Genomic DNA, 23,502 nt, shown 5'->3' on the forward strand with positions numbered 1-23,502 from the left:
ACAGTCATCCCCGCGCGCACTTGAACGCGTTCAAGTCGGGGGGTGGCCATGTCCGTTCTGGTCGGTCTGATCGGTCTGATCGTGATGCTCGGCATGCTGGTGGTGGTCCCGACAGGGCTGCGGCTGACCGGTGCGCCCGAGCTGGACCGGATGCGCCGCCTGTGGCCGCTCTTCGCCGTGCCCGGCGCCGCCGCACTCTGGCGATCGGTCCGCGGCGCGCACGGGACAGAATCACCCGGCTGCTGCTCGCCACCTCGTGCGCCGTGCTCGTGGTCACCATGGTGCTCGCGCTGAGCTGGGCACTCGGCGAGGCCACCGGCCTCCCGCACCCCACCCTGGCATGGATGGCCGCCACCCACGGTCTCGGCAACGCGCTCGGCTTCGCACTCTGCTCCGTGCTCGCCTGGCGGAGGCTTCACGACCGCACCGGTCACGAAATAGGCACGATCACCAAGGAAGGGCCGCGTGAGCCCCTCACGCATCCCGGGGAAGGCAGGACCGCATGAGCGCCCTCACGTATCCCGAGGTCGGAGCCACCCGCCTCGGACCGCTCCCCGACGGCTACCACCACCTCCACCACCGGACCCGGATCGGCCGCGGCCGGGCCGACTTCGAGACGGCGGGTGCGGCGGTCACCGCCTGGCGCGCGCATCGCGCCGCCGGGGCCGGGGTCGACGCGTCGGCGGCCCGCGCCGAGGCCGGCGCCCTCGTCCGGGTCTCGCTGGGTATCGGCCCGTTCCGATTGACCGCACCCTGCCAGGTCGTCTGGGCGGCGTACGAGCAGGACCGCGTCGGATTCGCCTACGGGACGCTGGGCCGGCACCCCGAGCGCGGAGAGGAGTCCTTCGTGGTGGACCTGGCGGACGACGGGACGGTGTGGTTCACCGTCATGGCCTTCAGCCGCCCGGCCGTCTGGTACTCCCGGCTCGCGGGGCCCCTCGTCCCGGTGGCTCAGCGGTGGTACGCCCGTCGGCTGGGCACCGCGCTGCGCCGGATCGCCGCCGACGGCCGATGAGCGCGGGCCCGAAGGGCTGAGCCGCGCCACCGGGCCGATACTGGACACAATGGAGTGGTTCACAGCAGACGGGTACTGGCTCAGCCGGCTGATCTTCCAGCGGGCTCTGGCCGGCGTCTACCTGGTCGCGTTTCTCGCCGCCGCACTCCAGTTCCGGGCGCTGATCGGCGAACGCGGCATGCTGCCCGTGCCCGACTTCCTGCGGCGTACCGACTGGCGCAGCGCGCCCGGCCTGTTCCGGCTCCACTACTCCGACCACTTCTTCGCCCTCACCTGCTGGACCGGCTGCGCGCTCGCCGTCGCACTGATCGCGGGCCTGGACGCGTACGTTCCGCTCTGGGCGGCGATGCTCCTGTGGGCACTGCCGTGGGCGCTCTACCTGTCGATCGTGCAGGTCGGCCAGACCTGGTACGGCTTCGGCTGGGAATCGCTGCTGCTGGAGACCGGCTTCCTCGCCGTCTTTCTCGGCAACGCGCACACGGCGCCGCCCGTGCTGGTGCTGTGGTTGCTGCGCTGGGTGCTGTTCCGGGTGGAGTTCGGCGCCGGACTGATCAAGATCCGTGGCGACGCGTGCTGGCGCAGGCTGACGTGTCTGTACTTCCATCACGAGACGCAGCCGATGCCAGGACCGCTGAGCTGGTTCTTCCACCGGCTGCCGAAGCCCGTCCACCGGGCGGAGGTGGCGGCCAACCATGTCACCCAACTCCTGGTGCCGGTGCTCCTCTTCACTCCGCAGCCGGTGGCGAGCGCGGCCGCGGGACTGATGATCGTCACCCAGCTGTGGCTGGTCGTCTCGGGGAACTTCGCCTGGCTGAACTGGCTGACGATCACCCTTGCCCTGTCCGCCGTCGACTGGTCCCTGTTCTCCGAGCCGCCCGCCCAGTCCGCGCCGCCGCTCTGGTACGAGACCGTCGTCATCGCGGTCACCGCGCTGGTCGTGTTCCTCAGCTATCGCCCGGCGTGCAATCTGATCTCGCGCCGCCAGGTGATGAACCGCTCGTTCGACCCGCTGCATCTGGTCAATACCTACGGGGCGTTCGGCAGCATCAGCCGGGTCCGGCTGGAGGTCGTGGTCGAGGGCACCGACGAGCGGGTGCTCCACGAGGGCACGGTCTGGAAGGAGTACGGCTTCCGCGGCAAGCCCGGTGATCCGCGCCGGCTGCCCCGCCAGTTCGCTCCGTACCATCTGCGGCTGGACTGGCTGATGTGGTTCGCGGCCCTCTCCCCGGCGTACGCGGGCCCGTGGTTCGGCCCGTTCGTGGCGCGGCTGCTGGAGAACGACCGGGACACACTGCGGCTGCTGCGTCACAACCCGTTCCCGGGTGCGCCGCCCGCGCATGTCCGCGCCGGGCTGTACCACTACCGGTACACCACCTGGCGTGAGCTGCGGGCCACCGGTCGTTGGTGGCACCGCACCTACGTGCGGGAGTTCATGCCGCCCGTCTCGCTCGGACCCTCCCGGACCGGACCGGCCCGGCGCTGGTGAACGCCCGGACGTGCCGCCCGGTCCTGCGGGCCCCCGCCGGCCCGGCAGACGCGCCCGACCCCGAAGAGACGACCCCGAAGAGACGGCCCCGAAGAGACGACCCCGAAGAGACGGCCCCGAAGAGACGGCCCCGAGGGGACGGCCCTGAAGGGATGACGCAGAAGGGGCGCGCTATTTCGATTCCTCCCGGGCCCGCAGCAGGGTGGTGATGTGCCTGACGAGCTCGTCGTCGCTGGTCACGGCCTTGCCGGAGACCAGGGCGCCGAGACGCTCGGCGGTCTGGAAGTCGTACGCACGCTCCACCTCCGAACCGGGCACGCTGTCGTACTCGTCCTCGGCACGGAAGCCGACCGTCAGGTCGACCACCTTCGCGATGAGCCAGGTGAGGACGAAGGAGAACGCGATCACGGCGACGATCGCGACGAGTTGCCTGCCCAGCAGCCCCCAGCCGCCTCCGTAGAAGAGGCCCTTCTTGCCGCTGATGCGCGCGGTGGCGAGGAGGCCGACCATGATCAGACCGATCAGTCCTCCGACGCCGTGCACGCCGACGACGTCGAGTGTGTCGTCGATGCCGAAACGGAACTTGAGCGTGATCGCGAAGGCGCAGACCGCACCCACGACGAGGCCGGTGATGACGGCACCGAGGGTGTTGATCTCTCCGCAGGCCGGGGTGATGGCGACCATGCCGGCGACGGCCGAGGAGACGACCCCCATGGTGGTGACCCTGCCGGTGCGCCATTTCTCGACCAGCGGCCAGGTGACCATGGCGCCCGCGGCACCGAGCTGGGTGTTGATGAAGGCACCGGCCGCCGTGCCCTGGTCGCTCAGCGCGGAGCCGGAGTTGAAGCCGAACCAGCCGAACCAGAGCAGTCCGACACCGATCACGACGAGCGGGATGTTGTTGGGCCTCTCCTCGCGCCGGGCGAAGTCGCGCGGCGCGCGCAGCACGAGCGCGACAGCCAGACCCGCGACGCCGGAGTTGAGTTCCACCGGCAGACCGCCGGCGAAATCCAGCGCGCCGAGATGCTTCACGATCCAGCCGTCCTGGTCGAACACCCAGTGCGCGATCGGAATGTAGACGATCAGCAGCCACAGCACGACGAAGACGAGCCAGCCCTTCATCGTGGCACGGTCGGCGATCGAGCCGCTGACCAGCGCGACGGTGATGATCGCGAAACCCATCTGGAAGGTGCTGTAGACGTAGGTGGGGATGTGGCCGGACAGGGTGGTCAGCCCGATGTCGTGCAGGAACACGTGGTCGAGACCGCCGATGATTCCGGCGCCGCCGACATCGGGGCCGAACGCCAGGCTGTAGCCGATCACCCACCAGACGAGCGTGCCGAAGGCGAGCGCGGCAAAGCTCATCTTGATCATCATCAGGATGTGCTGGGTGCGCACCATGCCGCCGTAGAAGAACGCCAGTCCGGGCGTCATCAACAGCACCATGGCGGTGGAGGCGAGCAGCCAGGCGGTGTCACCGGAGTCGTACGCGGCCGGCATCGGCGCGGGAGCGGTATTCATCGGCGGATACCTCGTGGGGGTGTGGGGGCGGGTGGTGGGAACGGGTTACGGCTTGCGCAGGTCGGGCGCCGGACGACCGGTGAGGAGCAGGTGCACGGACCGCCAGGCGGCGGAGTGGGCGGCGGCGACCAGGCAGGGGTCGTCCTCCAGGAGCCTGACCCAGGCCCCGCAGTCGCGGGGCAGGACGCTGACTCCGTACAGGACCCCGAGTCCGGCCAGTGCCTCGTGCAGGGTGTCGGCGATCTCGTCGGCCGGGGCGCGGTCGGTGACGACGAAGAGCGACGCGACGTGGTCGTGCCCGGCGAACACGCCCGGCCCGAGGACCCCTTTGCCGGGTCCGCCCGCGCCCGGGGTCAGGCGCAGGGTGTCGATGGCGAGGAGGGTGCCGTCGGGCCGGGCGATGCGCAGGTCCGTGGCGAGGATTCGGTAGTCGTGCCGCTCGCCGCGGGCGAGCCGCCCGGCGGTGAGGATGTCGCCGGTGACCACGGTGGCACCGTTCGCCACCGTGATCTCGGTGTGCTGGTAGAACCGCGCGCCGTTGAAGGGGATCAGCGGGTCGGGAAGGTATTCGACGTAGGCGCCGGCCTCCGCAGTGAGGTGAACGCGCTGGGTCGCGTAGTCGTGTTCCATCCGGAAGACCTTGGTGGCCGCCTGGGTGGTCAGATGCACCTGGGTGCCGGGACCGCACCGGAAGTCCATCCGGTAGCGGTCGGCCTGGGCGATCCCGCCACCGGTCGCCATCAGATAGACGTGGCTCATCCCGGGCATGGCGGTGTCGATCCACAGCGGCCGCATGATCTGCAGGGGTGTCTTCTGGTAGCGCTCGACGAGTTCGGTGCGTCCGCCCCGCACGGCGAAGGCCAGATCGAGGATGCCCACCTTGGCCGGGGAGCCGGGCGCGAGCGTATCGGGTACGGATGCCAGGGCCGCCACGTCCCGCGGGACACGGACCGCGGTGTAGTAGTCGGGGGCGAGCCGGTCCGGTCCGCTGCGGGGCAGGGTGGGCCGCATGTCAGATCAGCGCCTTGCGGCGCGATTCGAGGTAGGCCGCGATGTCCTCGATGCCCACGCCGGTGAGGCAGTCGGTGAGCACCACGGGACGGTTGTCGCGGACCCGGTGGGCATCGGATTCCATGACGCCGAGATCGGTGCGCACGTACTGCGCGATATCGATCTTGTTGATGACGAGCAGGTCGGAATCGGTGATGCCCGGCCCACGCTTGCGGGGCATCTTCTCGCCCTCCGCGGTGTCCAGGACGAAGAGGAACAGATCGACGAGGGCGGGGCTGAAGGTGAGGGTGAGATTGTCACCGCCGGACTCGTAGAGCAGCGTGTCGGTGTCGGGGAAGCGCTCCAGCATCTCGGCACCCGCCGCCAGGTTCATCGTGGGGTCGTCCCGTACGGCCGTGTGCGGGCAGGCGCCGGTCTCGACCCCGACGACGCGGTCCGGTTCGAGGACTCCTTCGAGGGTGCGGCGGACGTGCTGGGCGTCCTCCTGCGTATAGATGTCGTTGGTGATGACACCGGGTCGGTGGCCGCGTTCGATGAGTAGCGGTACCAGCGCCTCGATGAGCGCGGTCTTGCCGGATCCGACCGGTCCGCCGATTCCGACCCGCAGTACCTTGTCGTCCATGGTGCTCCCTGGCTTGTGAGGTGGGTCGGGTCAGCTGGCGAAGAGCCGGGCCTCGGCGCGTTCGTGACGGCCCGACATGACGTCCGAAGCGAAGACGGTGGCGCCGACGTCGGCCGGTTCGCGCCGCAGCGCCGCCTCCGCCGCCGCCTCGATGACGGGTGCGGCCCCCCGAAGGAGGGTCTGCGCCCCGCGGTGGTCGGTCAGCCGCAACCGCAGGGCCGCACCCGCGAAACTCGCGCAGAACGCGAACAGGTCCGAGACGACGGCCTGGCGGACCGGCACACCGGTCGCCGCGTAGACGACCCCGGCGGCGACCGCCTGGGTGCCGGGCGCCTCCCGGCGTACGACCCGCTCGAAGTAGTCACCGATCTCCGGACGTTCGAAGACCTCCCGCGCGAGGTCGAGAAGTTGCCTGCCGGTGCGGGTGGCGGCCTGTCGCGTCTCCCGGCCCAGTTTGGTGGCGAACAGCTGCTCGTCGATTCCGACGACGGTCTCCGGTTCGCCCGTCCGTGTCGCCCGGTGGGCGAGCGCGAGTGCGGTGGCATCCGCCGGGCCGACCCCGTGCAGCAGCAGGTCGTCGAGCAGGAGCGGCAGGCTGTCGGAGTCGACCGCTCCGGCCTGGGCGAAGCCCTCAAGACTGTGCGACAGCGTGTAGAAGCCGCTCGGGAACGCCGAGTCGGTCAGCTGGAGGCTGACCAGCAACGGCCCGGTTCCGGGACCGGGCGGTCCGGCCCCCGCGGCGGACCTCGCCACCGGGGCCGGATCATCCGGAACGTCGCTCTGGTCGCGGTACATCGACGCCCTACACCAGGAAGAACAGGTGGTTGAGGGGCAGTTCCTGGGCCGGATCGATGGTCGCGACCTTGCCGTCGAGGGTGACCTTGAAGGTCTCGGGATCGACCTTGATGTCCGGCAGCGCGTTGTTGCGGATCATGTTGTGCTTGCCGATGGTCCGTGTGCGGCGCACCGGCAGCACCATGCGCTCCAGCCCCAGTTCGGCCGGAACTCCGGCGGCGATGCCGGCCTGGGACATGAAGGTGACATGCGTCGCCTGCAGGGCCTTGCCGTACTGGCCGAACATCGGGCGGTAGAGCACCGGCTGAGGAGTCGGCAATGAGGCGTTGGGGTCGCCCATCTGCGCCCAGGAGATGATGCCGCCCTTGATCACCATCTTCGGTTTGGCACCGAAGGAGTGGATGGGCCAGAGCACGATGTCGGCGAGTTTGCCCTTCTCGATCGATCCGATGTGATCGGAGATCCCGGTGGCGATGGCCGGGTTGATGGTGACCTTCGCGAGATAGCGCAGAACACGCTGGTTGTCGTTGCGGGCGGAGTCACCCTCCAGTGTGCCGAGCTTGTCCTTGCAGTGGTGCGCGGTCTGGAAGGCCCGGGTCACGGACTCGCCGACCCGGCCCATGGCCTGCGAGTCGGAGGAGAACATGCTGATCACGCCGAGGTCGTGCAGGACCGACTCGGCGGCGATCGTCTCGGCGCGGACGCGGCTGTCGGCGAAGGAGACGTCCTCGGGGATGTCGTGGCTGAGGTGGTGACAGACCATGACCATGTCGAGGAGCTCGTCCACCGAGTTCTTGGTGTACGGCAGCGTCGGGTTGGTGGAGGACGGCAGTACGTTCGGCTCGCCCGCGACCCGCAGGATGTCGGGGGCGTGACCGCCGCCCGCGCCCTCGCTGTGGAAGGTGTGGATGGTACGGCCGTCGATCGCGGAGCGGGTGTCCTCGAAGAAGCCGCTCTCGTTGAGGCTGTCCGTGTGGATGGCCACCTGGATGTCGTGCTGGTCCGCGACGGCCAGGGCGTTGTCGATCACGGCCGGGGTGGCGCCCCAGTCCTCGTGGACCTTCAGCGCGCAGGCTCCGGCGACGACCTGTTCGTTGAGCGCTTCCGGCAGACTGCCGTTGCCCTTGCCCATGATGCCGAGGTTGACCGGGAACGTCTCGGCCGCCTGCAGGAACCGGGCGATGTTGTACGGGCCGGGGGTGCAGGTGGTGCCGTTCGTGCCGTCGGACGGGCCGGTCCCGCCGCCGATGAGGGTGGTGATGCCGTTGGTGAGTGCCTGCTCGGCCTGTTGCGGGGAGATCAGATGGACGTGGGTGTCGATGGCGCCCGCGGTGGCGATGAGGTGCTCTCCGGCGATGGCCTCCGTGCCGGGGCCGATGACGAGGTCCGGGTGCACGTTGTTCTGGGTCTGCGGGTTGCCCGACTTGCCGATGCCCGCGATGAACCCGTCCTTGATGCCGATGTCGCATTTGACGACGCCGACGACGGGGTCGATGACCACGACGTTGGTGATGACGGTGTCGAGGGCACCCTGGGCACTGGTGGCCTGGGGGTCGGCGGCCATGCCGTCACGCATGGTCTTGCCGCCTCCGTAGAGGACCTCGTCCCCGTACTGGCCCTCGCTGAAATCCTTCTCGACCTCGACTACGAGATTGGTGTCGGCGAGGTGGAAACGGTCGCCGACCGTCGGGCCGAACATGTCGGTGTACTGCTTGCGCGGCAGGATGGGCATCAGCGCGAACCCTTCTTCTTTTCCTTGGAGTCCTTGGAGCCCTTGGCATCCCTCGGGTCCTTCGGACTCTTCGCGTCCTTGGCCTTTCCGGTGCCCTTCGCGGTGGCGGAGGGTTCGGTGCTGTCCCGAGCGCCCTGGAATCCCTGCTCGATCGCCTTGCGGACGGCCTCGACCCTGGCCGGATGCGAGGCGAGGCTGCCGTTGAGCAGCCCGCTGAAGCCGACGAGCCGCCCGGTTCCGGCGTACGCGCACAGCTCCACCTCACGCGATCCGCCGGGCTCGATGCGTACGGACGTTCCGGCGGGAATGTTGAGGTGCATACCCAGCGTCTTCTGGCGGTCGAACGACAGCGCCGAGTTGACTTCGAAGAAGTGGTAGTGCGACCCGACCTGGACGGCTCGGTCGCCGGTGTTGCTGACCGTGACCTTCACCGTGCGGCGACCGGCGTTGATCTCGATCGGATCCTTGCCGTAGAGGTACTTCTGATGGAACGTCATGCAGTGCTCCTGATCATTCGGCCCGCACCGCCGGCATGCGGGTGCGGATGCGGGTGCTGATGCTGATGCGGGTGCAGAGGTCCGTGACCACGGCCGTGGTCGTGGCCCTCGCCCGGCGGATGGGTGTGGGAGTGGCCGTGGTCGTCCGCGGCGGTCAGTCCGGCCGCGATGCCGTCGTCACCGCGTTCGCGCCACCGCCGCCGGGCGTCTTGGACGCGTTCGGCGAGCACCCGGGCCACGGCGGCGGGCGACACGAGCGGACCGGCGCCCTCGACCTGCGTACCCGGCACGTCCGGTACTTCCGGCCGTGCGAACGCCGCCGGGAGCAGCACCACGCGGGCGGCGCCGAGCAGCCGGCAGCGACGCACTCCCGCGATCGGGTCGGGATCTCCCCCGCTGAACGCGACCTCGACGAGCGGATGGCTGCCGTAGCGGCGGACGAGACTCGCCACCCGGTACAGTTCCGCGTCGTCGAAGGGATCGCCGGACGGGGCGGTGATCAGCAGCGCCGACTCGTCGGGTGTGCGGCCCGCCGCGGCCCGCAGCCAGCCGATCAGGTGCTGGGAGGTACCGAATGGCTCGGCGAGCACCGTCCCCGGGCGTTCGGCGGCGGGCAGCGCGCGCAGCGTACGGGCGGTTTCCGCGACGAGTTCCGGATCGCGGCCCAGTGTCATGGGGACGACGCACCCCTTCTCGCCACCGCGCCGGAGCCCGGCGACGCACCGGTACAACGCGCGTCCGCTCGGCACGACGGTGACGGCGGAATCCACCAGGCCCTGCAGCGCCGCGCCGTGCGCCGCCTCGTGGCCGCACACGGCGATCACCCGAAAACGGTCGGACACCGGACTCAGCCGCCGATGGGGTCGTGACAGGACACCAGCTTGGTGCCGTCCACGAACGACGCCTCGACCTGCAGCAGTCCGAGCATCTCCCGTACGCCCGGCATGGTGTCGTCCTCGCCGAGGACCTGGCGTCCGAGTTCCATGCAGTCCGCGACGCTCCTGCCGTCCCGGGCGGCTTCCAGGATCGCTTCGGTGATCAGTGCGACGGACTCGCTGTAGTTGAGCTTGAGTCCGCGGCCCTGGCGTCTGCGGGCCAGGTCGGCCACGACGTACACCAGCAGCTTGTCGATCTCGCGAGGTGCGAGGTTCATCGTCAGTACCTTCCTCAGGGCTGTACGGGGAGGGATGGGGCGGTCCAGCGGGTCACGGGCTCCGGCAGAAGCGCGGCAGCACGGGGACGGCAGCCATGAACACCCAGGTCGTGAGGATGAACGGCCAGGTGAAGGTGTGGCCGCCGAACGAGGTGAAGAACGACGTCAGCGAGGCCGTCAGGCCGGTGGTGGCAGCGGCGCCGAAGAGTGCGTACGCCCCGTTCCACACGGTGCCGGTGAGAAAGACCGCGCCGAGCGCGATCGCCACGAGAACGGCGTTGTATCCGTAGATGCCGTTCGCGATCAGCGCGGTGGGGGCGCCGAGCGCCCACGCCGCGACGATGCCCATGACGCTGCCCGCCGCCGCGTACAGCACCACACGCACTCCGGCGAAGGCCAGGCCGACGAGCATGATGAGCCCGACGTACCACTCACCGACCAGGAAGACCTGGGACACGTTGGTGAAGAAGGCATGCCACAGGTCGCCCCAGGAGATCGCGGTGTCTCCGCTGGTGGCGCTGGAGACGGCCCTCGGAGCACCGTGCCAGACCCGGTGGAAGTACGGCGCCCCGAGCACCATGACGCCGGAGACCAGGCAGAACGGCGCGGTGAGCGCGGTCAGTCCGTAGGGGGCTAGCAGGGTGGTCAGCGCCGCCATGATCAGGGTGCACATGAGCGCGCCGACGACGGTGAGCACGTAGGTGGCGGGGTGGTGCCCGAGTGAGGTGACCAGCGCGATGCCGGTGAGACAGCCGCAGTACCCCTGGAGCCCGAGGGCGATGCCCGACCGGTCGGCGCCCAGTGCACGGGCGGTCGCCGTGGAGATCAGCGTGCCGAGCGTGGCGAAGAGACCGACCTGCCAGCCCGCTGCCCAGAGCCCGGCGAGGATGAACACACCGGTCCACAGGCAGGATTGGAGGTCGACCTGGCCGACTCCGCGGACCGAGGCCAGGAGGTAGGCCATCGGCTCCCGGCTTTCGAGTCTGCGGACGACGTCCGGCTCGGCGACGGTCACGGCGGACTCCAACGGTTCGGCGGGGAGGACCGCTCCACGGGTGTGTGGAGGAGGCGGACAACCACTCACCGCCATACAGCCACAGGACGGGCTGCCTTTCCCGTTGTGGGCGGTTCCGCTGCCCCGTTCGAGTGCGGCCCGAAGCCGTTCCGCGTGCTGGGTGTCCCGTGTCCCCCGCCACTCATTACGTTCGCCGGATGGCCTCGAAGATGATGCTGCACCGTTTCACGCACCCCGATCACCATCCGGGAGTGCAGTTCACCGTCGTAGCGGTCGTCGCGATCGGCGGCGCCGCGGGGGCGGCGGCCCGCCATGGTGTCGAGCTTCTCCGGCCGACCGGCCCCGTGGCATTCCCCTGGACGATCCTGCTGATCAACGTGGTGGGCTGCTTCCTCATGGGTGTCCTGATGGTCACCGTGAAGCTGCGTTTTCCCGGCGCTCCCCGTCTGATCAGTCCGCTCCTGGGCACGGGCGTGCTCGGCGGGTTCACCTCGTTCTCGCATTACACGGACGACGTGCGCCGGCTCTTCGAGGCCGGCCGGCCCGGCTACGCGATCGGCTGCCTGCTGCTGACCGTCGTGGCCGCGCTCGCGGCGGTGACCGTCGGAGCCCTCGGCACGCACCTCGCCTTCGGCGGCGGACGCCGGACATCGGACCGCGGCTGATGGTCGACTGGCTGCTCGTACTCGCCGGCGGGCTGGTCGGCGCCCCGCTGCGCTATCTGCTCGGCGTGGACGCCAAGTTCCGTCTCCACAGCGTCTTTCCGTGGGGGACGTTCGCGGCCAATACCGGCGCGGCGCTGATCCTCGGCTTCGTCTCCGCGGCGGTGGCGGACGGGGCTCTCGGGCCCCGGCTCCAACTCCTGCTCGCCACCGGGTTCTGCGGCGCGCTGTCGACCTGGTCGACGTTCTCGTACGAGCTGTTGACCCTCACTTCGGCCCGTCGACTGGCCGTCGCCGCCGGCTATCTGGCGCTCAGCGTGGGCGCGGGGGTCGGGCTTTCGTTCGCGGGGGCGGCGGTGGCGGACGCGCTCTTCTGACCGGCGGACGGCTCAAAACCGCCGAACTCCGGTCCACCCCTCGCGGGGTGCGGACCGGAGTTCGGCTGTGAAGGTGTGAAGCCGTGAAGCGGTCAGTCGATGCCGGGCAGGATGTGCGGCTCCGCGAGGTCGTCCTCGTAGCCGGCCAGCCGGATCGGTGCGGACCTGGCCCAGACCTCGATGTTCCGGAGCTTCTCGGCCTTGGGGGCCCGTTCTCCGTCGCGCCGTTCGGCCGGTCGCTTCTCGCGCTTCGTCAGTTCTGGTGTCGTCACCGCGCACTCCTTTGTGTCGCGTAACCCCGGGCGTCGCCGACGCTCCGGCCTCATTGCCGGAAGTCGGCCACCCGCGAAGGGCAGGGAAAGGGTCGGTACGGTCGCGGTGGCGCCGGGTTACGGGGCGGGACGGCGACTTGGTTGACAAGCCTGTCCCGGGAGGGTCGAGGAGGTTTCGTGGACTCCTCGATGGCATCCGTTCGCATCAGAGTAACCAAATGAGCGCGATCCCGCTCGATGGAATGTGTGCACTGGGTCACTTTCAGCCATCCCGTACGGGAAAGACCCGGCCCGGAAACGAGTCCAGGACCGGGTCCACGGGCCACACACGGCGCGGCAGCCACACACAACCCTGCGCACGCACACACGTCCCTGCACGTACGCCTCGCACGTACGGCCTTCGGCGCCGCACGCTCGCGGCGTCGCACGTCCACGACGCCGCACGCTCACGACGCCACCGGTCGGCTACCAGTTGGCGGGCGCGTAGTCCTTGAGGAAGCAGCCGTACAGGTCCTCGCCCGCCTCGCCGCGCACGATCGGGTCGTAGACACGGGCGGCGCCGTCGACCAGGTCGAGCGGGGCGTGGAAGCCCTCTTCGGCCAGCCGGACCTTGTCGGGGTGCGGGCGTTCGTCGGTGATCCAGCCCGTGTCGACGGCGGTCATCAGGATGCTGTCCTTCTCGAACATCTCCTGGGCGCTGGTGCGGGTGAGCATGTTCAGCGCGGCCTTGGCCATGTTGGTGTGCGGGTGACCCGCACCCTTGTAGCCACGGCTGAACACCCCTTCCATCGCGGAGACGTTGACCACGTAGGCGCGCCCGGCCGCCGTCGCCGCCATCGCCGGGCGGAGCCGGCTGATCAGGATGAACGGCGCGGTGGAGTTGCAGAGCTGCACTTCCAGCAGCTCGATCGGCTCGACGTCGTCGACCGTCTGGACCCAGCTGTTGGTGTCGTGCAGGTCGGGTACGAGACCGCCCGCGTCGATCGCCGTGCCCGCTGCGATCCGCTCCAGGGACGCGGAACCGGAGACCAGGGCGAGCTCGGTGACGTCCTGCGCGCTCAGGCCCTCCTTGCGGGCGGCCGGGAGCGCCGCGACACGGTCGACGGTACCGCTGCCGAACGTGCCGATGATCTCGGCGGGAGGCAGCTCACCGGCCGGGAGCGGGGCCGACTCGGCGTTGACCAGTTCGCTGTACGCGTTCGCGGAACGGCGCACGGTCTGCGCCGCGTTGTTGATCAGGATGTCCAGCGGACCCGCGGCCGCGACCGAGTCGGCGAGGGCGACCACCTGAGCCGGGTCACGCAGATCGATGCCGACGATCTTCAGACGGTGGATCCACTCGTCGCTGTCCGGCATCGCCTTGAAGCGGCGGATCGCGTCGTTGGGGAACCGGGTGGTGATGGTGGTGTGCGCACCGTCGCGCAGCAGCCGCAGCGCGATGTACATGCCGATCTTGGCCCGGCCGCCGGTGAGGAGCGCGCGCCGGCCGGTGAGGTCGGTCCGTGCGTCGCGGCGCGCCCGGTTCTCGCGGGCGCAGGACTGGCAGAGCTGGTGGTAGAACGCGTCCACCTCGATGTACCGGGCCTTGCAGATGTAGCAGGACCGGGGGCGCTGGAGGATGCCCGCGATCTCGGCCTGGGCCGAGGACGACGGCAGGATCCCCTGCGTCTCGTCGTCGATCCGCTCGGCCGAGCCGGTCGCGGTGGCCTCGGTGACCGCCTTGTCGTGCGCGGTCTTGGCCGCGCGGCGCTCCTGACGGCGGCGCTGCTTCACGGTCCGGTAGATCCCGGCCGTGGCGCGGCGCACGGAGATCGCATCGGGGTGGTCGACCTCGATGCTGTCCAGTTCGTCGAGCACGCTCAGGCAGACGGCCAGCCGCTCCGGGTCGATTCCGGGACCGAACTGCTCAGTTCCGGGAGCGAGCTCCGGGCTGTCCTCTGTCACCGTCATTGCCGTTCCTCTGTCGCTTGTCTCTCGTGGCGGCGACCGCCGTGACCGGTCCTGCCGGGCCGAACGCCCCGGTCAAGTCTGCCATGCACCGGACGCTGCTCCGTTCGCGTGATCTCCCGGGTGTTCGCCGCGTTCCGCGGGCGTGCGTGACCAGCGTGAACCCGGCGCCCGGCTGCTCCGCCACTGCTGTGGTCTCATATGCTTCGCTGCGGCCCGTCCGTGGCTGAGATCTGCCGGGACTTTCCCGGAGTGGGACCGCTCGTCGCGGGTAGGCGAGCGTCGAGCAGCTGTCACCGAAACCCCCTGCGTCGCCCGGGCTGGAGCACATGAACGAACAGGTCACCTCGCGACCGGCCGACGGTCCCGGCGGCAACCGGCCCACAGAGGTCTTGCACAGCGCCGAGGTGTTCGACGGCGAGCCCGGCTGCATCGCACGCGCCCGGGCCCTGGCCGACCATTTCCTGGTCCGGCTGGCCGCCGAATGGCTCGCGGTGTTCGGCGAGCGCACCCGCAGCGATCTGATGCTGGCAGTGAGCGAGCTGGTCACCAATGCGGACCGGTACAGCCAGGGGCCGTACCTGCTGGAGCTGGAAGGCACCGCGGAACGCATCAGCGTCACGGTGTACGACAGCAGCTCGGCCCTGCCTCTTTTCTACGCACCCGACCCGACGCGGCCGGGCGGGCACGGCATGGAGATCGTCGTGGCGCTGTGCGACCGGCTGACGGCCGAGCGCGTACCGGTCGGCAAACGCATCCGCGCCGAGTTCGAGCTGAGCAGCTGAGCCGGGGGCGGGGATTCGCGCGCCCCCGGGCCGCGAACACCCGCAGGCCGGACGGCGGCGCTCCCCCGCCACGACCGGGCTCAACATGCCGCGGACGAGCCCGTCGCACGTCTCACGCCCTCTGTGCGCGCCTCACCCCCTCTGTGCGCGTTTCACACCTTCATATGCGCGCGCGTCTCAGGCCCCTCATATGCGCGCGTCTCAGGCCCTCATGTTCCAGTGGGATCCCGTTGGGAGTACCCCCTGTGCGCCTTGCGCCCTACCCCGTGCGGCGGGCGGCGGAAGAGCCCGGTCCTCGGTCGAGGACGCAGTCGCCGCACAGGCCGCCGTCCGGGCACCGGTAGTACAGGCAGCAACTGCGGCGGCGGAACGCCGGACCGTGCGGGGCACCGGTGTCCCGGAGATCCGGGTGGTCGAAGAGTTCGGCGACCAGGGCGCGGGCTCGCCCGGAGACGTCGGGGCGGCGGTGAGCGCGGGCCCAGGTGACCAGTTCACGCAGGGCTCCCGCCAGCGCCGACCCGGCGTTGCCCCGCAGGAGCCTCTTCGACACGGGAACGTCACGATGGATCGCCTCGGCCAGGGGCACGAGGTGGGCGTACTGGACGGCTTCCCGAATCCGGGCGGCGGTGCCGGGCACCGCGTCGTCGGTCTCCAGCCACAGGTCGTCGGGGGCGGACTGCTGGGGGTTCCAGTACAGGGCATCGGGCGGGAGATCGGGGAAACGGCCGGTCAGGGCCGCCGGGCCGAGTGCGATCGACCAGAGCCGGGAGGCCAGCCCCAGGTGCGCGACGGAAGCGGCGACTCTGCGCTCGGGGGTTCGGAGCCGGGCTGCGACCGTGTCGATACGGGCCGCGAGCGGTGCGGACTCGCCCGCGTACACCAGTGCCAGCGGGCGGTGCGCCCCGTCGGGCGGCGGAGTGGTCCGCAGGGCGAAGAATCCGCCCACCACGGCTGCTGGGAGTTCTTCCATCGCACTGCTCCTTCTCGGGCTCCCGACCACCGCCGGTGACATACCGGGCACCGGGACAACCACGACCCGCTGTATCCAAGCACCGGCTACCGCGATCGCTGTACCCGGACACCCGGCACCCGGCACCCGGCACCCGGCGTCTGGCGTTTGGGCGTCTGGGCGTCTGGGCGTCTGGACACCCGGCGTCTGGGCACCCAACGTCCAACCGCTACTCGTTGCTCACCGTAACCCTCGGGTCGATCACGCCACAGCTCTCCGGGGGAGGACCACCATCGGGAGGAGGACACTGGGAGTAGTCCCGTACTACCAAAGCAGTACGCGGGATTGCCGCCTCCAGGACGACGACGCAGCGGCTTGGAAGGGACATCGTGGTGTACATGAGTTCCCTCGCGCTCTCCGTGCTTCTGTCGCTGATCTCCGCGGTCGCCTACGCGGCCGGGGCGATTGTCCAGGAGCGCGTGGCCACGGCCGGAGGCAGCGGTTCCTTGGCGCATGTGCGCAACCGTGTGTGGTGGGCGGCCGTGGCGCTGAACGGTCTGGGCGCGGTGCTGCACGTCGTTGCGCTGGCCTACGGTCCGCTCAGTCTCGTCCAGCCGCTCGGAGCGCTGACCATCGTCTTCGCCCTGCCGATGGCGGCGCTCTTCGTACGGCGCCGGGCGGGGGCCACCGCGTGGCGCGGCGCGATCATGGCGACCGCCGGTCTGGCGGGCCTGCTCACCCTCACCGGGGACTCCGGGTCGCATGCCTTGAGCAGTCCGGATCAGCTGATGCTCGCCGGTATGACACTCGGCGCGGTCGCGGCGCTCTTCCTGATCTCCAGAGGATTTCACCGGCCGGTGGTACGGAGCGTGATGCTGGCCGGGGCTGCGGGAGTCGCGTTCGGGATAGCCTCGGTGTTCACGAAGACGGTCGCGGTGCAGTGGGCCTCCGGTGCGGCGGGAGCCGGAATGACAGCCCTGTCGGCGATCGCCGTCTTCGCCGCTGCCGGGCTGCTGCTCTCCCAGGCCGCGTACCGCGGCGCCGGGCTGACAGCGCCGCTGGCCACGGTGACGGTGGTGAACCCGGTGATAGCCGCGGCTGTCGGTATCACCCTGTTCGACGAGGAATTCCGTCACGGTACGGCGGGCACCATGCTCGCACTGGTCTGCGGGGTGATCGCGGCGGGCGGGCTGATCCTTCTCACGACGGAGCGGCTGGGCGCGGAACACCGGGCCGCACAGGCGATCGGAAGCGTGTGCCCGGACACTGCGGAAGACAGGGTGGCCGCCGAGGCCCCGGAGTCCGGCGCCGAAGTCTCCGCGGCACCGGTGGAACCTTCTCAGCCGGCCACCGGGACACAGACGGTCGTCGTTCTTGCCGAGCCCGCGCCGTCGGCACCCGGCGGGGCCGTCGAAGCCATCGCGGAAACGTTCTCGGCAGCGCCCGCGCTGCCTCTGATGATGCCGCTGGAGCGGCGACTCGGGCGCGTGGAGTTCGAGCCCGACCGGTCGTCATCGCGCGGCGGCGCGACAGGGCGGGCCGAGGCGACGGGGCGCGGCGGCGCGTCCGCCGGGACGTGCCGCGTCGGCTGAGTGCGGCCGGGTGCTCCCGGGCGACCGCTCAGACGCTGACGCCGCGGGCCCTGAGGTAGGCCAACGGGTCGATGTCCGACCCGTAGCCGGGTCCGGTCCGGATCTCGAAGTGCAGGTGCGGACCGGTGACGTTCCCGGTGGAGCCCGAGCGCGCGATCCGCTGGCCCGCGGATACATGTCGGCCCTCGCGCACATGGAGCGCGGACAGGTGCGCGTACTGGCTGTACTTGCCGTCGCTGTGCCGGATGACGATCTGGTACCCGTACGCTCCGGCCCAGCCCGCAGAGACAACGGTGCCGGAGTCGACCGCCTTCACCGACGTACCGGTCGGGACGGGGAAGTCGACACCGGTGTGATAGCCGCTGGCCCAGGAACCGGCCTGGTGGTACGCCGTACCGATGCCCGCGGCGACCGGCGCGACGAGACCGGAACGCTGCTTGGCCCGCTCCTGCTTCTGGCTCTCGGCCTTCTTCGGGGGCTGTTTCGGCTCGGTGGAGCGCTGCGCGGGTTTCGCTGCCGCTTGCTGCTCGGGCTTCTTCGTCTGCTGCTGCTTCGCCTCGGTGGCCCGGGGCTGTGGCGTCGCCTTCTGGGCCGCGGCTGTTCCCTTCGGCTTGGGAGTCGGCTTCGTACTCGGCTTCGTGCTCGTCTTCGGAGTCGTCTTCGGAGTCGTCTTCGGAGTCGTCTTCGGAGTCGCTGCCGTCGTCGAGCCCGACGGGGAACTCTTGGCCGGCGCCCTGGTCGCGTCGAGGCTCAGGCGCTGTCCCGGAAAGATGAGATCCGGGTCGTCCCCCACGACTTCACGGTTGGCCGCGTACAGATGTTGCCAGCCGCCCCTGATGTGCTTGTCCGCCGCGATCGCGGAGAGGGAGTCGCCGCCGGCCACGGTGTACGACTCACGCTTGCCCGGCACCGTGGTCGGCGTGGCGGGCGTGGACGTCCGCTTCGTCTCCGGCTTCCGGGCGGTGTCCTTCCGCGCGGTTTCCTTTTCGACCGCCTTGGCCTGACCGGTCCGCTCGGACTGCACCTCGATGTCGGGGGCTTCCCCGCCGCCGGTCAGCCCCGCCCTCGTCGAGCAGCCAGGCCAGGCGCCGGGCCCCTGCCCTTTGAGCACCTTCTCGGCGATGGCGATCTGCTCGTCCTTGGTGGCCAGATCGGCGCGCGGTGCGTAGACCGTGCCGCCGTACGCCGCCCAGGTCGACCGGGTGAACTGCAGGCCGCCGAAGTAGCCGTTGCCACTGTTGATGTGCCAGTTACCGGTGGACTCGCAGGCGGCTACCTTCTCCCACACGTCCGTCGACGCGGCACCCGCGGAGCCGGCCGCGATGAGCGGGAGGGCGATGCCCGCACCGCTGGCGGTAACCGTGAGCGAGGCGCGATTGAGCCGACTGGGCTGATATCTGCGGTGCCGTCCGTTCGCGGCCATGACTTGGCTCCCCCACTGGCAATAGGACACGTCGCAAGCGCCCAACTTATGGGCAGGCAAAGGGCGATGACAAGAGTGCCAGGAACTCTTCACCCGTCACGGGCGACCCGTCGGGCACTGCCGTGCGAAGGACGTCACCGCTGCACTCACCGGCCCTCGTCCCGCACTGCCGCGTACGAAGCTGACGACCGCGCCGGCCATCGGGGCTTGTCGGGAAGGGAGTTGTCCCCTTCAGATTCTGACGTCGCGGATGACGCACGGGTCACCGGCCAGGGTCATCACGAGGCCGAGCCCGCTCCGCATCCCGCCGGAGAAGGTGACGACCGGTTCGGCCGCCGCCCCGGTCAGCGCGGAGTGGCGCAGAAACCCGTCGGTGCGCCGTCGGCCCTCGCGGCGGTGCAGAGGGAGCGGGACCACCACGAGCGTCAGGCTCTCCCGGGCGGTGAGCGGGTTTCCCACTGCGGAGAACCGACCGGTGGCATCGATCGCCACGCGTACGGCGTGAGCTCTACCATGCACACACGCAGGTCCATACGGCCCATGCCCAACAGGCCGTCCACACGCCCCGAATCCATACTTAAGGCCCCGGCATCCCCCCTACAGATTGATGAGCACACAGATGAGCGGCACAGCGCAGATCGGCGTCACAGGACTCGCGGTCATGGGCCGCAATCTCGCTCGTAACTTCGCCCGCAACGGCTTCACGGTCGCCGTGCACAATCGCACGACCGCGAGGACGGACGCTCTGGTCGAGGAGTTCGGCGCCGAGGGTTCGTTCGTCGCCGCGCGGACGCCGCAGGAGTTCGTCGCGGCGCTGGAACGTCCGCGCCGGCTGATCATCATGGTGAAGGCGGGCGATCCGACGGACGCCGTCATCCAGGAGTTCGCGCCGCTCCTCGAAGAGGGCGACGTCATCATCGACGGTGGCAACGCGCACTTCGAGGACACCCGCCGCCGCGAGAAGGACCTGCGCGGGCGCGGCATCCACTTCGTGGGCGTCGGCATCTCGGGCGGCGAGGAGGGAGCGCTGAACGGGCCGAGCATCATGCCCGGCGGCTCGTCCCAGTCGTACGCCTCGCTCGGGCCGCTGCTGGAGAAGATCGCCGCCAAGGCGGCGGACGGCGCCCCGTGCACCACACACATCGGCCCCGACGGGGCCGGGCACTTCGTGAAGATGGTGCACAACGGCATCGAGTACGCGGACATGCAACTGATCGCGGAGGCGTACGACCTGTTGCGAGGGGTGGCGGGCTACTCCCCCGCGAAGATCGCCGAGACTTTCCGGAGCTGGAACACCGGCCGTCTGGACTCGTATCTGATCGAAATCACGGCGGAGGTCCTCGCCCACACCGACGCGGCCACCGGAAAGCCCTTCGTGGACATCGTGCAGGACCGTGCGGAGCAGAAGGGCACGGGCCGCTGGACGGTGCAGATCGCGCTGGATCTGGGGGTACCCGTCTCCGGCATCGCGGAGGCCGTCTTCGCCCGCTCGCTGTCCGGCCACGCGGATCTGCGCGAGGCGGCGAAGGGACTGGCGGGCCCGTCGCCCACGGCGCTGGGCGAGAAGGAGGCCGCAGCGTTCGCCGACCGGGTGGAGCAGGCGCTGTACGCGTCCAAGATCGTCTCGTACACGCAGGGGTTCCACCAGATCCGGACGGGCAGCGAGGCGTACGACTGGGACATCGATCTCGGCGCGGTGGCGTCGATCTGGCGGGCCGGCTGCATCATCAGGGCCGCGTTCCTGGACCGGATCCGGGCCGCGTACGACGCCCGTCCCGACCTGCTGAGCCTGCTCTCGGACGAGCAGTTCGCCGAGGAGATCGGTGCGGCGCAGGACGACTGGCGCGCGGTGGTCGCCGAGGCGGTGCGCCAGGGTGTGCCGACGCCCGGGTTCGCAGCCGCGCTCTCGTACTACGACGGGCTGCGCGCGGACCGGCTGCCCGCGGCGCTCACCCAGGGACAGCGCGACTTCTTCGGCGCGCACACCTACCGGCGCACGGACCGCGAGGGCTCCTTCCACACGCTCTGGGGCGGCGACCGGTCGGAGGTCTCCGCGGGCTGACGCGCGGAGCGCCGAAGGTCACCGCGGGCTGACGCGCAGGGCGTCGGAGGTCACCGCGGGCTGACGCGCGGAGCGCCGAAGGTCTCCTCCGCGGGCTGACGCGCGGAGCGCCGGTGGGCGCTCCGCTTCGTCGCCGCAGGGGCGATGTCGGCCAACGACCACACGGTTCCTCGGGGGCCGCTGCCCGACGGCCGGAAGCACACCGGAAGGGCACCGGAGGCCACGGAAGTGTCGCTGTGGAGGACCACGGAGGTGTCGCGGTGTTCGTGACCGTCCGCACCGCCGCCCGGTCGGGCGACCCCGGGTGCGGTGCCGCCGGACGTGTGCGTAAGTAGTCGCGGGCCCTCGTGTCGCCCCGCGCCCGCGGGCCCGCCGCCGTTCCGTACGACTGACGCCCCATGGAGCCGCCGTATGCCCGACGCCACGCCGGAACCAGCCGCGGCCCAGCCCGTCGTCGCACCGCTGACCAGCGCCGCCCTGATCCTGGTCGCCACGATCGAGCCCGACGGCGAGTCCGTCGTACGCGAGGTGCTGCCGGACGTACCGGCGATCGCCCGTTCCCTCGACTTCCGGTACCCGGGAGCGGACCTGGTGGCCGTGACCGCCTTCGGCTCCGATGCCTGGGACCGGCTGTTCGCGGGGCCGCGACCGGCGGGGCTCCACCCGTTCCAGGAGCTGCGCGGTGCGCGCCACCACGCCCCCTCCACCCCGGGAGACCTGCTGTTCCACATCCGGGCCGAGCGGATGGACGTCTGCTACGAGTGGGCGGCCCAGCTCCTCGACCGGCTCGGCGGGGCGGTGCACGTCGTCGACGAGACACAGGGATTCCGGTACTTCGACCACCGGGACCTGCTCGGCTTCGTCGACGGCACGGAGAACCCGGTGGGGGCGGACGCGCGAGCGGCGGCCCTGGTCGGCGCCGAGGACCCGGAGTTCGCCGGTGGCAGCTACGTCATCGTGCAGAAGTACCTGCACGACCTCGCGGCCTGGAACTCACTGAGCGCCGAGGCGCAGGAACGGGTCATCGGCCGTACGAAGTTCACCGACATCGAGCTCTCCGACGATGTCAAGCCCGCCGACTCGCACGTCGCCCTCAACACGATCACCGAACCGGACGGCACCTCGCGCGAGATCCTGCGCGCCAACATGCCGTTCGGCAGCTTCGAGCAGGGTGAGTTCGGCACGTACTTCATCGGTTTCGCCGCCGATCCGGGCGTGACCGAACAGATGCTCCGCAATATGTTCCTCGGCAGTCCCCCCGGCACGCACGACCGCATCCTCGACTTCTCGACTGCGGTCACCGGCACCCTCTTCTACGCCCCCAGCGCCGACTTCTTCGACGCCCCGCCACCGCCGCCCGACGCGTCCGTGTCCGTGTCCGTATCCGAGTCCGAGTCCGGCATCCTCCCGGAGCCGGCGTCCGCGCCGGCGGTGGTGAAGACCCCGGTCCCGGCCCGTGCGGCCGACGGTTCGCTGCACATCGGCAGCCTGCAAGAAAGCGCCCAGTGATGAACAACCTCCACCGCGAACTCGCCCCCGTCACGGATGCCGCCTGGGACCAGATCGAAGAAGAGGCCCGGCGCACCTTCAGCCGCCATCTGGCGGGACGCCGGGTCGTCGATGTCACCGGCCCGGACGGACCCGAGCTGGCGGCCATCGGAGACGGCCATCTGCGCGACATCGATCCGCCCACACCGGACGTGACCGCACGGGCCCGCACCTCGGTGCCCGTCATCGAGTGGCGGGTGCCGTTCACGGTGACGCGGTCGGCCGTGGACGATGTCCAGCGCGGCTCCGACGACAGCGACTGGCAGCCGGTCAAGGACGCGGCGCGCACCTGTGCGTTCGCCGAGGACATGGCGATCATCGACGGTTACGCATCGGCCGGCATCACCGGCCTCCGGGACGGCTCCTCGCACGCACCGCTGCCGTTGCCGGCCGACGCCCGCGACTATCCGGCCGCCGTCAGCCAGGCACTGACCCAGCTGCGACTGGCCGGTGTCGACGGGCCGTACCGGCTGCTGCTCGGCGCCGACGCGTTCACCGAGGCGACGGAGACCTCCGACCACGGGTACCCGGTGGCCACCCATCTGTCCCGGCTGCTCGACGACCAGATCCTCTGGGCGCCCGCCGTCACGGGCGGAGTGCTGCTGTCCACTCGCGGCGGCGACTTCGAACTGCGCCTGGGCCAGGACCTGTCGATCGGCTACCAGGACCACGACGCGAACGGCATCCGGCTCTACTTCCATCAGGCGTTCACCTTCCGGATGCTGACACCCGAGGCCGTGGTCCCGATCATCGCCTGAGGACCCACCGGCGGTGGCCGGCCACCCGCACACTCCGGGTCAGGGCGCCCGTGGACGGGGCCCGGACGGCCGGGTCGCTGGTGGCCCTGAACGGGTTCGCGGACCATGGCGCGGGCGCTCTGAGGTGACGGCGCGGGCGAACGCCGTCGTGGCCGGGGCCGAGCCACACCGGCCGAGAGGACGGAGCCCACGGAGGCACGGCCCGACGGTCATCCGGTCGAATGCGGCGGCGAGGGTTCCGGCACCGGCTCGGGGCTCGGCGGGGGCGGCTGCGGGATCG

At 70.4% G+C, this 23,502-nt stretch carries 24 protein-coding genes and 1 pseudogene; 11 read left to right on the forward strand and 14 right to left on the reverse strand.

The window, feature by feature from the left end; translation table 11 throughout:
- Positions 1 to 93 precede the first annotated feature (93 nt).
- The 4 genes and pseudogenes from ACFVUT_RS15815 to ACFVUT_RS15830 all read left to right on the forward strand — a co-directional run.
- A pseudogene (locus tag ACFVUT_RS15815) lies at positions 94 to 147 on the forward strand (hypothetical protein); the annotation flags it as partial.
- A 14-nt stretch (positions 148 to 161) separates the two neighbouring features.
- On the forward strand, positions 162 to 506 hold the full coding sequence (locus tag ACFVUT_RS15820) for a YndJ family transporter (RefSeq protein ID WP_389650127.1): 345 nt from the start codon (positions 162 to 164) through the stop codon (positions 504 to 506).
- Positions 503 to 1,015, forward strand: a complete 513-nt coding sequence (locus ACFVUT_RS15825) for a DUF1990 family protein (RefSeq protein ID WP_389650124.1) — start codon at positions 503 to 505, stop codon at positions 1,013 to 1,015. The genes ACFVUT_RS15820 and ACFVUT_RS15825 overlap by 4 nt, the downstream gene beginning before the upstream one ends.
- 49 nt (positions 1,016 to 1,064) lie before the next feature.
- Positions 1,065 to 2,501, forward strand: coding sequence for a lipase maturation factor family protein (locus ACFVUT_RS15830; RefSeq protein ID WP_389650122.1), 1,437 nt, complete (start codon positions 1,065 to 1,067; stop codon positions 2,499 to 2,501).
- A 171-nt stretch (positions 2,502 to 2,672) separates the two neighbouring features.
- On the opposite strand, the gene ACFVUT_RS15835 is transcribed toward ACFVUT_RS15830, so the two are convergent.
- The 9 genes from ACFVUT_RS15835 to ACFVUT_RS15875 are packed head-to-tail and all read right to left on the reverse strand — an operon-like array spanning position 2,673 to position 10,847.
- A complete protein-coding gene (locus ACFVUT_RS15835) occupies positions 2,673 to 4,022 on the reverse strand; it encodes an ammonium transporter (RefSeq protein ID WP_389650119.1) in 1,350 nt (449 codons plus the stop codon).
- Positions 4,023 to 4,067: 45 nt separating this feature from the next.
- A complete protein-coding gene (locus ACFVUT_RS15840) occupies positions 4,068 to 5,033 on the reverse strand; it encodes an urease accessory protein UreD (protein ID WP_389650117.1) in 966 nt (321 codons plus the stop codon).
- 1 nt (position 5,034) lies between these two features.
- Complete coding sequence (gene ureG, locus ACFVUT_RS15845) at positions 5,035 to 5,655, reverse strand: urease accessory protein UreG (RefSeq protein WP_389650114.1); 621 nt, start codon at positions 5,653 to 5,655, stop codon at positions 5,035 to 5,037.
- A gap of 30 nt (positions 5,656 to 5,685) precedes the next feature.
- Positions 5,686 to 6,450, reverse strand: coding sequence for an urease accessory protein UreF (locus tag ACFVUT_RS15850; RefSeq protein WP_389650112.1), 765 nt, complete (start codon positions 6,448 to 6,450; stop codon positions 5,686 to 5,688).
- Between the two features lie 7 nt (positions 6,451 to 6,457).
- Complete coding sequence (gene ureC, locus ACFVUT_RS15855; RefSeq protein WP_389650109.1) at positions 6,458 to 8,182, reverse strand: urease subunit alpha; 1,725 nt, start codon at positions 8,180 to 8,182, stop codon at positions 6,458 to 6,460.
- Entirely contained in the window at positions 8,182 to 8,679 is a 498-nt protein-coding gene (locus ACFVUT_RS15860; protein ID WP_389650107.1) for an urease subunit beta, read from the reverse strand. Before ACFVUT_RS15860 ends, ureC begins: the two co-directional genes overlap by 1 nt.
- The gene (locus ACFVUT_RS15865; RefSeq protein ID WP_389650104.1) at positions 8,676 to 9,521 is read right to left on the reverse strand and encodes a sirohydrochlorin chelatase; all 846 of its coding nucleotides are present in this window, start codon (positions 9,519 to 9,521) and stop codon (positions 8,676 to 8,678) included. The genes ACFVUT_RS15860 and ACFVUT_RS15865 overlap by 4 nt, the downstream gene beginning before the upstream one ends.
- A gap of 5 nt (positions 9,522 to 9,526) precedes the next feature.
- Positions 9,527 to 9,832 (reverse strand): urease subunit gamma, encoded by a 306-nt coding sequence (locus ACFVUT_RS15870; RefSeq protein WP_389650102.1) that lies wholly within the window; start codon positions 9,830 to 9,832, stop codon positions 9,527 to 9,529.
- A 52-nt stretch (positions 9,833 to 9,884) separates the two neighbouring features.
- Entirely contained in the window at positions 9,885 to 10,847 is a 963-nt protein-coding gene (locus tag ACFVUT_RS15875) for an urea transporter (protein ID WP_389650098.1), read from the reverse strand.
- A 197-nt stretch (positions 10,848 to 11,044) separates the two neighbouring features.
- Between ACFVUT_RS15875 and ACFVUT_RS15880 the strand changes: the two genes are divergently transcribed.
- Positions 11,045 to 11,512 (forward strand): fluoride efflux transporter FluC, encoded by a 468-nt coding sequence (locus tag ACFVUT_RS15880; RefSeq protein WP_389650096.1) that lies wholly within the window; start codon positions 11,045 to 11,047, stop codon positions 11,510 to 11,512.
- Complete coding sequence (locus tag ACFVUT_RS15885) at positions 11,512 to 11,886, forward strand: fluoride efflux transporter FluC (protein WP_389650094.1); 375 nt, start codon at positions 11,512 to 11,514, stop codon at positions 11,884 to 11,886. The genes ACFVUT_RS15880 and ACFVUT_RS15885 overlap by 1 nt, the downstream gene beginning before the upstream one ends.
- Positions 11,887 to 11,978: 92 nt before the next feature.
- Here ACFVUT_RS15885 and ACFVUT_RS15890 read toward each other — a convergent pair whose 3' ends face one another.
- Positions 11,979 to 12,158, reverse strand: a complete 180-nt coding sequence (locus ACFVUT_RS15890; protein WP_389650091.1) for a hypothetical protein — start codon at positions 12,156 to 12,158, stop codon at positions 11,979 to 11,981.
- Between the two features lie 465 nt (positions 12,159 to 12,623).
- Entirely contained in the window at positions 12,624 to 14,108 is a 1,485-nt protein-coding gene (locus ACFVUT_RS15895) for an SDR family NAD(P)-dependent oxidoreductase (RefSeq protein ID WP_389650089.1), read from the reverse strand.
- A gap of 326 nt (positions 14,109 to 14,434) precedes the next feature.
- On the opposite strand from ACFVUT_RS15895, the gene ACFVUT_RS15900 reads away from it, so the two are divergent.
- Positions 14,435 to 14,890, forward strand: a complete 456-nt coding sequence (locus ACFVUT_RS15900; protein ID WP_389650086.1) for an ATP-binding protein — start codon at positions 14,435 to 14,437, stop codon at positions 14,888 to 14,890.
- Between the two features lie 259 nt (positions 14,891 to 15,149).
- On the opposite strand, the gene ACFVUT_RS15905 is transcribed toward ACFVUT_RS15900, so the two are convergent.
- Entirely contained in the window at positions 15,150 to 15,860 is a 711-nt protein-coding gene (locus ACFVUT_RS15905; protein WP_389650083.1) for a (2Fe-2S)-binding protein, read from the reverse strand.
- 377 nt (positions 15,861 to 16,237) lie between these two features.
- Here ACFVUT_RS15905 and ACFVUT_RS15910 point away from each other — a divergent pair, with 377 nt between their 5' ends.
- Positions 16,238 to 17,431, forward strand: a complete 1,194-nt coding sequence (locus tag ACFVUT_RS15910; protein ID WP_389650080.1) for a DMT family transporter — start codon at positions 16,238 to 16,240, stop codon at positions 17,429 to 17,431.
- 28 nt (positions 17,432 to 17,459) lie between these two features.
- Here the strand turns inward: ACFVUT_RS15910 and ACFVUT_RS15915 are convergent, their stop codons facing one another.
- Positions 17,460 to 18,854 carry a transglycosylase family protein gene (locus tag ACFVUT_RS15915; RefSeq protein ID WP_389650078.1) on the reverse strand — a complete coding sequence of 465 codons (1,395 nt, stop codon included), beginning with the start codon at positions 18,852 to 18,854 and terminating at the stop codon, positions 17,460 to 17,462.
- A 231-nt stretch (positions 18,855 to 19,085) separates the two neighbouring features.
- Positions 19,086 to 19,346: a hypothetical protein gene (locus ACFVUT_RS15920; protein WP_389650075.1), complete on the reverse strand. Its 261-nt coding sequence runs from the start codon at positions 19,344 to 19,346 to the stop codon at positions 19,086 to 19,088.
- A gap of 127 nt (positions 19,347 to 19,473) precedes the next feature.
- Here ACFVUT_RS15920 and gndA point away from each other — a divergent pair, with 127 nt between their 5' ends.
- The 3 genes from gndA to ACFVUT_RS15935 all read left to right on the forward strand — a co-directional run bounded on the left by gndA (position 19,474) and on the right by ACFVUT_RS15935 (position 23,222).
- Positions 19,474 to 20,916: an NADP-dependent phosphogluconate dehydrogenase gene (gene gndA, locus ACFVUT_RS15925; RefSeq protein WP_389650072.1), complete on the forward strand. Its 1,443-nt coding sequence runs from the start codon at positions 19,474 to 19,476 to the stop codon at positions 20,914 to 20,916.
- Positions 20,917 to 21,327: 411 nt separating this feature from the next.
- Positions 21,328 to 22,425: a Dyp-type peroxidase gene (locus tag ACFVUT_RS15930; protein WP_389650070.1), complete on the forward strand. Its 1,098-nt coding sequence runs from the start codon at positions 21,328 to 21,330 to the stop codon at positions 22,423 to 22,425.
- Positions 22,425 to 23,222 (forward strand): family 1 encapsulin nanocompartment shell protein, encoded by a 798-nt coding sequence (locus ACFVUT_RS15935; RefSeq protein ID WP_389650068.1) that lies wholly within the window; start codon positions 22,425 to 22,427, stop codon positions 23,220 to 23,222. The genes ACFVUT_RS15930 and ACFVUT_RS15935 overlap by 1 nt, the downstream gene beginning before the upstream one ends.
- Positions 23,223 to 23,502 lie beyond the last annotated feature (280 nt).

Origin of the sequence: Streptomyces sp. NPDC058051 (genome assembly GCF_042885475.1) — a bacterium.
Classification (GTDB): Bacteria; Actinomycetota; Actinomycetes; order Streptomycetales; family Streptomycetaceae; genus Streptomyces.

What these genes read in the sequence shown, in the direction of transcription:
- ureG (WP_389650114.1), bottom strand. Translation starts at nt 5,655, where the DNA reads ATGGACGACAAGGTACTGCGGGTCGGAATCGGCGGACCGGTCGGATCC.
- ACFVUT_RS15910 (WP_389650080.1), top strand. Translation starts at nt 16,238, where the DNA reads ATGAGTTCCCTCGCGCTCTCCGTGCTTCTGTCGCTGATCTCCGCGGTC.
- gndA (WP_389650072.1), top strand. Translation starts at nt 19,474, where the DNA reads ATGAGCGGCACAGCGCAGATCGGCGTCACAGGACTCGCGGTCATGGGC.
- ACFVUT_RS15915 (WP_389650078.1), bottom strand. Translation starts at nt 18,854, where the DNA reads ATGGCCGCGAACGGACGGCACCGCAGATATCAGCCCAGTCGGCTCAAT.
- ACFVUT_RS15935 (WP_389650068.1), top strand. Translation starts at nt 22,425, where the DNA reads ATGAACAACCTCCACCGCGAACTCGCCCCCGTCACGGATGCCGCCTGG.
- ACFVUT_RS15880 (WP_389650096.1), top strand. Translation starts at nt 11,045, where the DNA reads ATGGCCTCGAAGATGATGCTGCACCGTTTCACGCACCCCGATCACCAT.
- ACFVUT_RS15900 (WP_389650086.1), top strand. Translation starts at nt 14,435, where the DNA reads ATGAACGAACAGGTCACCTCGCGACCGGCCGACGGTCCCGGCGGCAAC.
- ACFVUT_RS15835 (WP_389650119.1), bottom strand. Translation starts at nt 4,022, where the DNA reads ATGAATACCGCTCCCGCGCCGATGCCGGCCGCGTACGACTCCGGTGAC.
- ACFVUT_RS15840 (WP_389650117.1), bottom strand. Translation starts at nt 5,033, where the DNA reads ATGCGGCCCACCCTGCCCCGCAGCGGACCGGACCGGCTCGCCCCCGAC.
- ACFVUT_RS15860 (WP_389650107.1), bottom strand. Translation starts at nt 8,679, where the DNA reads ATGACGTTCCATCAGAAGTACCTCTACGGCAAGGATCCGATCGAGATC.
- ACFVUT_RS15905 (WP_389650083.1), bottom strand. Translation starts at nt 15,860, where the DNA reads ATGGAAGAACTCCCAGCAGCCGTGGTGGGCGGATTCTTCGCCCTGCGG.
- ACFVUT_RS15825 (WP_389650124.1), top strand. Translation starts at nt 503, where the DNA reads ATGAGCGCCCTCACGTATCCCGAGGTCGGAGCCACCCGCCTCGGACCG.
- ACFVUT_RS15830 (WP_389650122.1), top strand. Translation starts at nt 1,065, where the DNA reads ATGGAGTGGTTCACAGCAGACGGGTACTGGCTCAGCCGGCTGATCTTC.
- ACFVUT_RS15895 (WP_389650089.1), bottom strand. Translation starts at nt 14,108, where the DNA reads ATGACGGTGACAGAGGACAGCCCGGAGCTCGCTCCCGGAACTGAGCAG.
- ureC (WP_389650109.1), bottom strand. Translation starts at nt 8,182, where the DNA reads ATGCCCATCCTGCCGCGCAAGCAGTACACCGACATGTTCGGCCCGACG.
- ACFVUT_RS15870 (WP_389650102.1), bottom strand. Translation starts at nt 9,832, where the DNA reads ATGAACCTCGCACCTCGCGAGATCGACAAGCTGCTGGTGTACGTCGTG.
- ACFVUT_RS15885 (WP_389650094.1), top strand. Translation starts at nt 11,512, where the DNA reads ATGGTCGACTGGCTGCTCGTACTCGCCGGCGGGCTGGTCGGCGCCCCG.
- ACFVUT_RS15930 (WP_389650070.1), top strand. Translation starts at nt 21,328, where the DNA reads ATGCCCGACGCCACGCCGGAACCAGCCGCGGCCCAGCCCGTCGTCGCA.
- ACFVUT_RS15850 (WP_389650112.1), bottom strand. Translation starts at nt 6,450, where the DNA reads ATGTACCGCGACCAGAGCGACGTTCCGGATGATCCGGCCCCGGTGGCG.